Annotated in this window: 10 protein-coding genes; 5 read left to right on the top strand and 5 right to left on the bottom strand. The window is 39.3% G+C overall.

Features of this window, described 5'->3' with window-relative positions; translation table 11 throughout:
- The 5 genes from ACO6FI_RS12685 to ACO6FI_RS12665 all read right to left on the bottom strand — a co-directional run.
- A partial coding sequence (locus ACO6FI_RS12685) for a DUF5711 family protein (RefSeq protein ID WP_485457653.1) occupies window positions 1–496 on the bottom strand: 496 nt, incomplete at its 3' end.
- A 3-nt stretch (window positions 497–499) separates the two neighbouring features.
- Window positions 500–1,594 carry a hypothetical protein gene (locus ACO6FI_RS12680; RefSeq protein ID WP_485457652.1) on the bottom strand — a complete coding sequence of 365 codons (1,095 nt, stop codon included), beginning with the start codon at window positions 1,592–1,594 and terminating at the stop codon, window positions 500–502.
- A gap of 48 nt (window positions 1,595–1,642) precedes the next feature.
- A complete protein-coding gene (locus tag ACO6FI_RS12675; RefSeq protein WP_060931046.1) occupies window positions 1,643–1,909 on the bottom strand; it encodes a hypothetical protein in 267 nt (88 codons plus the stop codon).
- Between the two features lie 2 nt (window positions 1,910–1,911).
- Complete coding sequence (locus ACO6FI_RS12670) at window positions 1,912–3,264, bottom strand: glucose-6-phosphate isomerase (RefSeq protein ID WP_485457651.1); 1,353 nt, start codon at window positions 3,262–3,264, stop codon at window positions 1,912–1,914.
- Window positions 3,265–3,367: 103 nt separating this feature from the next.
- Window positions 3,368–4,066: a 5'-methylthioadenosine/adenosylhomocysteine nucleosidase gene (locus ACO6FI_RS12665; RefSeq protein ID WP_485457650.1), complete on the bottom strand. Its 699-nt coding sequence runs from the start codon at window positions 4,064–4,066 to the stop codon at window positions 3,368–3,370.
- An 81-nt stretch (window positions 4,067–4,147) separates the two neighbouring features.
- Between ACO6FI_RS12665 and ACO6FI_RS12660 the strand changes: the two genes are divergently transcribed.
- The 5 genes from ACO6FI_RS12660 to ACO6FI_RS12640 form a co-directional block, all read left to right on the top strand.
- Window positions 4,148–5,206: an undecaprenyldiphospho-muramoylpentapeptide beta-N-acetylglucosaminyltransferase gene (locus tag ACO6FI_RS12660; RefSeq protein WP_485457649.1), complete on the top strand. Its 1,059-nt coding sequence runs from the start codon at window positions 4,148–4,150 to the stop codon at window positions 5,204–5,206.
- Window positions 5,207–5,548: 342 nt separating this feature from the next.
- Entirely contained in the window at window positions 5,549–6,877 is a 1,329-nt protein-coding gene (locus ACO6FI_RS12655) for an ABC transporter substrate-binding protein (protein ID WP_485457648.1), read from the top strand.
- 69 nt (window positions 6,878–6,946) lie between these two features.
- Entirely contained in the window at window positions 6,947–7,837 is an 891-nt protein-coding gene (locus tag ACO6FI_RS12650; protein WP_485457647.1) for a carbohydrate ABC transporter permease, read from the top strand.
- Window positions 7,830–8,636 carry a carbohydrate ABC transporter permease gene (locus tag ACO6FI_RS12645; protein WP_485457646.1) on the top strand — a complete coding sequence of 269 codons (807 nt, stop codon included), beginning with the start codon at window positions 7,830–7,832 and terminating at the stop codon, window positions 8,634–8,636. The genes ACO6FI_RS12650 and ACO6FI_RS12645 overlap by 8 nt, the downstream gene beginning before the upstream one ends.
- A gap of 87 nt (window positions 8,637–8,723) precedes the next feature.
- Window positions 8,724–9,261: sugar-binding domain-containing protein (locus tag ACO6FI_RS12640; RefSeq protein WP_485457645.1), on the top strand; the 538-nt coding region annotated here is incomplete at its 3' end.

The raw sequence follows: 9,261 nt of genomic DNA, 5'->3' as shown, positions 1-9,261 counted from the left end.
TTGAGACTATCGCCTTTATTATAGGAAGCTCGGTGTCTATACTTGCCGCTTTACCCTCCTTAGTGTAGCTCACTATCTGCTTACTTCCGACATCAAAGACTATTGCATACTTACCGTTGGTATTGGTCTTAGGATTGCTCATCTCATAGCTGTCCACCCAAACATTCTTGCCGTTTTTTTTCAAATACACCGCTCCGTCTTTTGAATATTTCAAAAAACCGTTCCCAAGACTTATATAGTCCACAAGACTTCCTTCACTTAACTCATGTATCCACTTCAGTTTGAATTTTGTATGGGTTTTAAATCTGTTTTGAAATGCAAGCCCTAATATTATGACCCCTACCAAAACAAGGAGGAGTATGACAACTCTCCTCCCCTGTGTAAAAATATCTGTATTCTTTCTTCTTCTGGACCTTGGAGTATCTTCTCCAAGGTCGGAAGTGTCTATGATTCTGTTTTTAATTTCCTGCTTTTTCAGTTCTTTATCTTCTATCATCACTTACCCGTTTTGTCTTCTTTCATACAGATCTATAGCTTCACTGATGTTGTTTGCTTCCCCGTCTGTTATCAACTTTTGCAGCGCATCTATTTTTTCCGTATTTAAGAAGCCTCTTCCAAGATATGACTCGTATTTATCCGATATTGTCAAGTTTATCTGTGACCTTCTGTCCGCTATATTGCTCAAGCTTTTCTTTGTCACCTCAAGCTCACCTGCAAGACTTTCAAGTTTTTCTCTTGAGCTTTCCCTTATCTCATCAGTGATAATCTTTTTTGTATTGTTTTCAAAGTCGCTCACGGCCGCATTTCTCTTTGCATTAAGGTCTGAAAGCTTATCGCTCACAGCCAGTATCTCTTCGTCAAAAGATGAGAGATCGTATCTGTCGTCCGCCGAATCATTGTTGATATCCTTTGTTACAAGAACAATTCTTTTCATATCATGGTCTATATTGTCTCTCATTGCTCTTATTTTCATAAGGCTGTCTCTATATCTTGCTTTGGTAAGGTTGCCTATAATGATATAGAGTCCGCCTGTAATAAGCACTATAACAAAGTATATAAACGGAAGGTATATCGGCTTATGCTCAGGTATAAGCTTATATATAAGCACAGGCAATCCCAAAAAGAGTATCACTATAGTTATAAGTATCTTTATATAGTCAAAGAACTTATGCGGAAAATAAAATGTAAAATAACTCCTTGTATTGCAGAATGCCGGAATGTCCACATTTTTCATTTCCTGCTTTATCTCAGACTTTATCGCTGCGATATGTTCTCGCAAATCCTTTGTCTCATCGGAGATTCTTTCATTTATCTTTTTGTTCTTCGCCTTTTCTTTTTTTACTTCTACCAACCTTTTTTGCTCTTCGGCTTTTTTTATCTCACTGTCATATGTAGAAGTTATTTCTTTAAGTCTCTTTGCGGTGGTGTCGGCTATCTTATCCTCGGTAGCCTTTTTTTCCGAATCTATAGCCTTTGATATTCTTTCACTTTCAAGGCTCAGTCTTTGTTCTTCAGTACTGAGTGTGTCCAACTCAAGCAAAGCATTTTTTGCACCCTCAAAGAAGCTTTCATAGTCTAATATAGGTTCCGCCATATATACTCTCCATTATATGTTATTCTTTTGGGGCAAAATAATAGACCCCTATTCTTCGATTATCTGTATTTCAAGATAGTCAAAGTCTATCTGTTCTATAAAGTTGTCGGCATTAAACCTGACCTTACCTCTGTATGCAAAATCATCTATATTCGGCAAAAGCCATATCGGCTCCGCTACATCAAACTTATGACATATCTCCCTAATCGTATCAAATACCATGGTCTTTCTGTCTTTGCTGTAGTCACCGTCTTGTGCCACATGATCTTTTATCATACGATTGTCCTTAAATATTCTACCCCAAAGTCTGAACATCTCTAACCAAGCCTCTTTAAAAGTTCTTCTCTTTGGCTTTCATAGCCCGGCTTTCCGAGAAGTGCGAACATATTTGCTTTATAACTTTCAACTCCCGGCTGGTTGAACGGATTTACTCCAAGTATGTATCCGCTGACTCCGCAGGTAAACTCATAGAAGTAGAATAAGCTTCCAAGTGAGAATGCACTCATATCAGGAATATTTATCTTAAGATTAGGTACATCACCGTCCGTATGTGCAAGGATTGTTCCGTTCATTGCGGACTTGTTGACAAAATCCACACTCTTGCCTGCAAGGTAGTTCATACCGTCGGTATCCGTCTCTTCTTCTTTGAGCAGTATTTCTGCAGGAGACTTTTCTATATCAAGTACGGTCTCAAACATTATTCTGGCACCGTCCTGAATGTACTGTCCCATTGAGTGAAGGTCTGTTGTAAGGTCCACAGCCGCAGGGAAGATACCTCTGTTATCTTTGCCTTCGCTCTCACCGAATAGCTGCTTTACCCACTCAGATACATAGTGAAGACTCGGCTCGTAGTTGGCTGTTACTTCTATATTCTTTCCTTTTCTTAAGAAGATATTTCTTGCTGCCGCATATAAAAGTGAAGGGTTCTCTTCAAAGTCTCTTTTGAGTACTTCTTCTCTGGTTGCTGCGGCCCCTGCCATAAGTTCGTCTATATCTATTCCCGCTACAGCTATCGGAAGTAATCCTACAGCTGTGAGTACCGAGAATCTTCCTCCTATATCGTCAGGTACGACAAAACTCTCATAGCCTTCTTCGTTGGCAAGTGACTTAAGTGCTCCTCTTGCTTTATCTGTGGTCGCATATATTCTTTTGTTTGCCTCTTCTCTTCCGTACTTTTCTATAAGCATCTCTTTGAATACTCTGAAGCTGATAGCCGGCTCTGTGGTGGTTCCTGATTTTGATATGATATTGATTGAGAAATCTTTATCTTTTAACAAATCCTTTATGTCTGCAATATATTTTGATGAGATCGAGTTTCCGCAGAATATTATCTGTGGTGTGTTTCTTTGTGACTTGTCAAGGCAGTTATAAAAACTGTGGCTTAAAAACTCGATTGCCGCTCTTGCTCCAAGATATGAACCGCCGATTCCCACAACCAAGAGTACATCCGAATCTTCTTTTATTTTCTTTGCTGTTGCCTTTATTCTCTCAAACTCTTCTTTGTCATAGCATACCGGCAAATCTATCCATCCTAAAAAGTCGTTACCCGCTCCTGTCTTTGACAAGAGTGTATCTCTTGCGTTTAATGTTATAGTTTTAAAATTTTGTAACTCATCAGCCCCTAAAAATTTACCTGCTTTTGAATAATCAAAACTTACTGTCTTACTCATCTTTCTCGCCTTTCAAACTTAAATAAATGATACTCTTTGAGACAAAACAAGCCTCAAAGTTATCTGTATTTTATACCAACTGAATATTATTATCAATAGGTAGTCAGCCGTCTATGGTTTCTATCAATCTCTTTGTCAGCTTCACGCTATGTTCTATCGCTTTTTTTTCAAACTCGGAATAGTCCATACTTGCACTGTCGTCGGCCTTGTCGGATATTGACCTTATTATAAGCGCCTTTACCTTGTTGAGGTATGCGACCTGTGCTATTGCGGCGCCTTCCATCTCCGTGCAGTATCCTCCGAAAGTTTCTTTCAAATCATCCTTAACAGCCTTATCGGACACAAATACATCACCGCTTAATACTCTGCCTTCAAATACTGAAATATCTTTTAAATCCTCTTCACAGATTTTTTTTGCCAGACTTCTTAAAGTATCATCTGTAGGGAATGCAAATACGTCCATCCTCGGCACCTGACCTCTTTTGTAGCCGAATCCCTCCACATTCATATCATGTATTACGGTATCTGTAGACAGTACAATATCTCCTATATTGATTTCGTTTTTCAGCGAACCTGCAATACCTGTATTGATAACCGCATCAACTTTAAATTCATCTATCAGTATCTGTGTGCAGGCTGCTGCATTTACCTTTCCTATTCCTGAACGTACCACAGTTACCTGCTTTTTTGCAATTTCGCCTTTGACAAATTCCATTCCGGCTATTGTCTGTATTTCTTTATTGTCCATAATCTCTTTTAACTTTGAGATTTCCTCTTCCATCGCTCCGATTATACCAATCATTGTACTTCCTCACTTGAATATTTATATTTGTTAAATTATACTTATATAATACTTTTATTACAATATGAGAATGGAAACTGTATGAAAAAAATAATATTAACAGGTGGCGGTACAGCAGGACATATCACACCGAATATTGCACTCTTGCCTGCACTAAAAGAAGCCGGCTATGATATAAAGTACATAGGCAGCAAAAACGGTATGGAAGAAGGCCTTATAAAGGCACAGAATATTCCATATGAGGGCATATCCTCGGGAAAACTAAGAAGATACTTTGATTTGAAGAATTTTACAGACCCTTTCAAAGTAATGAAAGGACTATTTGAAGCAAAAAGTATAATAAAAAAATACTCACCCGATATCGTCTTTTCAAAGGGCGGTTTTGTAAGTGTGCCTGTAGTAATAGCCGCCGCACTCTCAAAAGTCCCTGTGATTATACATGAGTCCGATATCACTCCTGGGCTTGCCAATAAGATAGCCACCAAGTTTGCAACCAAGATTTGCACAAATTTCCCCGAGACCTTACAGTACCTCCCGAAGAACAAGGCGGTACTTACAGGCTCACCTATCAGAAAAGAACTCCTTTGCGGTGACAGGGAGGTCGCAAAAAAACTTACAGGCTTTGATAATAAGCCTACTTTACTTATAATAGGAGGAAGTCTCGGCTCAGTCATTGTAAATAACGCCGTAAGGAAGTCTCTTGACGATATTTTAAAGGAATTTAATGTAATACATATCTGCGGTAAGGGAAATGAAGACGAAAGTCTTATAGGAAAACCCGGCTACCTTCAATATGAATATGTCGATAAAGAATTAAAGGACTTCTTTGCACTCTCCGATGTGGTCGTGTCAAGAGCAGGTGCCAACACCATCTGTGAGCTTTTGGCTCTCAGAAAACCGAATCTTTTGATACCGCTCTCAGGTGCCGCCTCCAGAGGAGACCAGATATTGAACGCCGAGTCTTTTAAAAATTCAGGATATTCAAAGGTTATAGATGAGGAAGCTCTTTGCGATGTTTCTTTATCCGCCGAGATTCATGAACTGTATAAAAACAGGCAAAAGTATATAGAAGCCATGTCAAAGTCCGATGCCAACAACGGTATCTCAAATATAATAAAACTGATTAAACAGTACAGCTAGATTTTTATACAACACTTACATCTTTATTAGTTTATATTCTACATCAGCAAAATCTTAAACTCTTTGAAAGTTTTTTCAATTTTCAAAGAGTTTTTTATATATTGGATATACTTTATCTGATATTTCCATTATTTTTTCTGATTATACCGTTTCTATATTTAGCCTTCTACATTCTGCACAAAAATACGGTCGATAATAGTACACTACTACCATAGACAAATATTTTTAATGTATTGTATAATCCTTAAAAACAAAAGCAATTCCGAACGATTTAACTAAGCTATTTTCCCGATTTTATTAACATAGCTTTTACCGGATTGTAACAATAAGGAGGACTTTTTCGTGAAAAAAAGAATTTTAAGTGCACTTATGGTTGGTGCAATGTGTACAGGACTGCTGTCAGGCTGTGGCGGCGGCAAGGCTGCTTCTACCGGCGATTCATCTGCTGCCGACAATGCGGCAACAGCTACAGATGACAACACTCTGACAGTTTGGTGTTGGGACCCGGCTTTCAATATCAACGCTATGAAGGAAGCCGAAAAGGTTTATCAGGCGGACCATCCCGACTTTAAGTTGAATATAGTTGAGACTCCTTGGGCCGATATTCAGACCAAGCTCAGCACTGCAGGTGCTGCAGGAGACCTCTCCACATTACCTGATATTTTCCTTATGCAGGATAACGCATTTGCAAAAAATCAGATATCATTCCCTGACGCTTTTACAAATCTGACAGATACCAAGGCATTTGATTTCACACAGTTTGCACCGGGTAAGTTGGCTTACTCCACAATAAACAATGTAAATTACGGTGTTCCTTTTGATAACGGTACCGTTATAGCGGCTTACAGGACAGATATTCTTGAGCAGGCAGGCTACAAGGTTGAGGACCTTACAGATATCGACTGGGATAAATATATAGAGATCGGTAAGGATGTGCTTGCAAAAACAGGAAAGCCTTTACTTTCATGTCAGGCAAATGAAGCGGATATCATAATGATTATGCTTCAGTCTACAGGTGCTTCACTCTTTGACGCCGAGGGCAACCCTAATATCGTCGGAAATGAGACTTTAAAGAAAGCTTTAGAGACATATAAGGAACTTAAAGAGTCGGGTGTTATGGTACTTGTAAACGACTGGGACCAGTACATCACAACTATGAATGCCGAGACTGTAGCCGGAACCATCAACGGTTGCTGGATTATGGGATCTATAAGAGCCGCAAAGGATCAGTCAGGCAAGTGGGCGGTTACAAATCTGCCTAAGCTTGCAGGTATCGGAGAGCAGACCAACTACTCAAACAACGGCGGTTCAAGCTGGGCTGTAAGCGGATCTTCAAAGAAGAAAGATTTGGCTGTTGATTTCCTTGCAAAGACATTTGCAGGAAGTACAAAGCTTTATGACAGCATCCTTCCAAGCGGTGCACTTGCTACATGGTTACCTGCAGGTAATACAGAAGCTTATTCCGAGAAGGTAGAGTTCTTCGGCGGACAGGAAGTTTATAAGCTTCTTACAGATTTCGCTTCAAAGACTCCAAAGAACAACACAGGTGTTTACTACTATGAAGCAAGAGATGCCGTAGCCGTAGCTGCTACAAATATCATTGCAGGTGCCGATGTGGACAGCGAGCTTAAGACTGTTCAGGACACTGTAAACTTTGCAATGGGTAAATAATATTTTAAACTTCAGGGGGTAGGTTTGGCTATGGTCAAGTCTGCCCCTTTGTTTATAGAAGGAGAAAAAATGGGAAACAAGAAAAAATTTTCACTCTCACAAAAGCAAAATATCTCAGGTTGGATATTTTTGACTCCTGCAACGTTTCTTATAGCGGTTATGAGCTTCTATCCTATGATAAGAGCCATAATACTGTCTATGCAAACCGGTGTGGGTGCAAAAATATCCTTTGCGGGACTTACAAACTATAAAAGAATGTTTTCAGATGCGGTCTTTATGCAGTCTTTGAAAAACACCTTTATATACCTGATAGTACAGGTACCTATAATGCTTTTATTTGCACTGCTTTTGGCATCACTGCTTAATGACAAACATCTTAGATTCAAGGGGCTTTTTAGAACCTGTATATTCTTACCATGTGCCACTTCACTTGTATCATATGCCATTATATTCAGATCTCTATTTGCGGTAGACGGCTATGTCAACAATGTGCTTATACACCTCGGTATCTTACACAACGGATATAACTTTTTGTCAAATCCTTTTACCGCGAGAATTGTCATTATTATTGCTCTGCTTTGGAGATGGACCGGCTACAACATGGTATTTTATCTTGCAGGACTTCAAAATATCGAATATTCAATATACGAGGCTGCAAAGATTGACGGTGCTACATATTTCCAGATACTTAGAAAGATCACCATTCCGCTTTTAAAGCCGATGATTTTGCTTACAGCTATTATGTCCACAAACGGTACATTGCAGCTGTTTGACGAATCTGTAAACCTTACAGGCGGCGGACCTGCCAATGCAACTATTACAATGTCACATTATATATATAACTCTTCCTTTAAGTATGTGCCGAACTTTGGTTACTCTGCCGCCATGTCATTCCTTATTTTGATTTTGGTAGCAGTACTTGCCGCAATCCAGATGAAAGTAGGTGATAAGCGTGATTAAACTGAAAACTGCAATAAAATATATATTTTTAATAATTGTATCACTGATATCTGTTTTTCCGCTGTACTGGATGGCTGTCAGTGCCACTCACACCAGTATCGAGGTAATAAGAGGTGCGCTCTTACCGGGCAACTACCTTTTTAAGAACTTTGCCAATCTGCTTGCGGCAGGTAATGTTTCAGGCGCTATGGCAAACTCCTTTAAGTACTCCATAGTAATGACTTTACTTGCACTTTTTATCTGTTCACTTGCAGGCTACGGCTTTGAAATCTACCATGACAAGGCAAAGGACGCCGTTATGTCGGTACTCTTACTTGCAATGATGGTGCCTTTTGTAGCTATTATGATTCCGCTGTTTCAGGCTTTTTCGAAGTGGGGACTGCTTAATACTACTCTCGGATTTTTGCTTCCTACCATATCAACTCCGTTTTTGATAATGCTCTTTAGACAAAGTGCCAGATCGTTCCCACATGATATACTGGAAGCTGCGAGACTTGACGGACTGAATGAATTTCATATCTTCCTAAGAATTTTCGTTCCTACAATGAAGTCGACCTACGCTTCAGCCGCTATCATTACCTTTATGGGTGCTTGGAACTCATATCTTTGGCCGAAGGTAATAATGACCGAGAAGACTTCCATTACAATGCCTATGCTGGTTGCCAATCTGAAAGAGGGCTATGTAACAGACTACGGCGTTTTGATGCTTGCAGTATTGCTTTGCAGTATACCTACCGTTATCATATTCTTCCTGCTTCAAAAGCAGTTTGCTGAAGGTATTACAGGTGCTGTAAAATAATATATTATATGTTTTTTAAAGGTGTGGAAACTTGTTTTAAGATTTCATACCTTTTATTGATAAAATTTAACTTTAAGAGAGGTAAAAATGAATAAAGATATCTTAAAAAATATTTCAAACCCTTCTGTTTTTGAGGAAAACAGGCTTCCCGCCCACTCTGATCATAGTGTATATGCAAATAAGTCGGAGTTACTAAAGGGAACTTCTTCACTTTGCTATTCTTTAAACGGAATATGGAAATTTGACTACTCTATAAATCTTAACTGTACTCCTGACGGCTTTGAAGCTTTGGATTATGACTGTAAGAACTGGGAAGATATAAGAGTTCCGGCACATATACAGATGGAAGGATATGACAGACCGCACTACGCCAATGTAGCATACCCTTGGGACGGCAGACAATCTCTAAAATCCGGAGAGGCTCCGACAGATTTTAACCCTGTAGGCAGTTATGTAAAGTATTTCACATTGCCGAAGGGCTTTATAAAGGACTCTCTTATACTCAGGTTTGAGGGCGTGGAGAGTGCGGCGACCATATGGTTAAACGGTCATTATATAGGTTACTGTGAGGACAGCTTCACTCCTTCAGAGTTTGATTTAACAAAATATATAGTTGAAGGAGAAA

This window comes from Lachnoanaerobaculum sp. (assembly GCF_057250505.1).
This window is presented reverse-complemented; position numbering and strand designations above follow the sequence as displayed.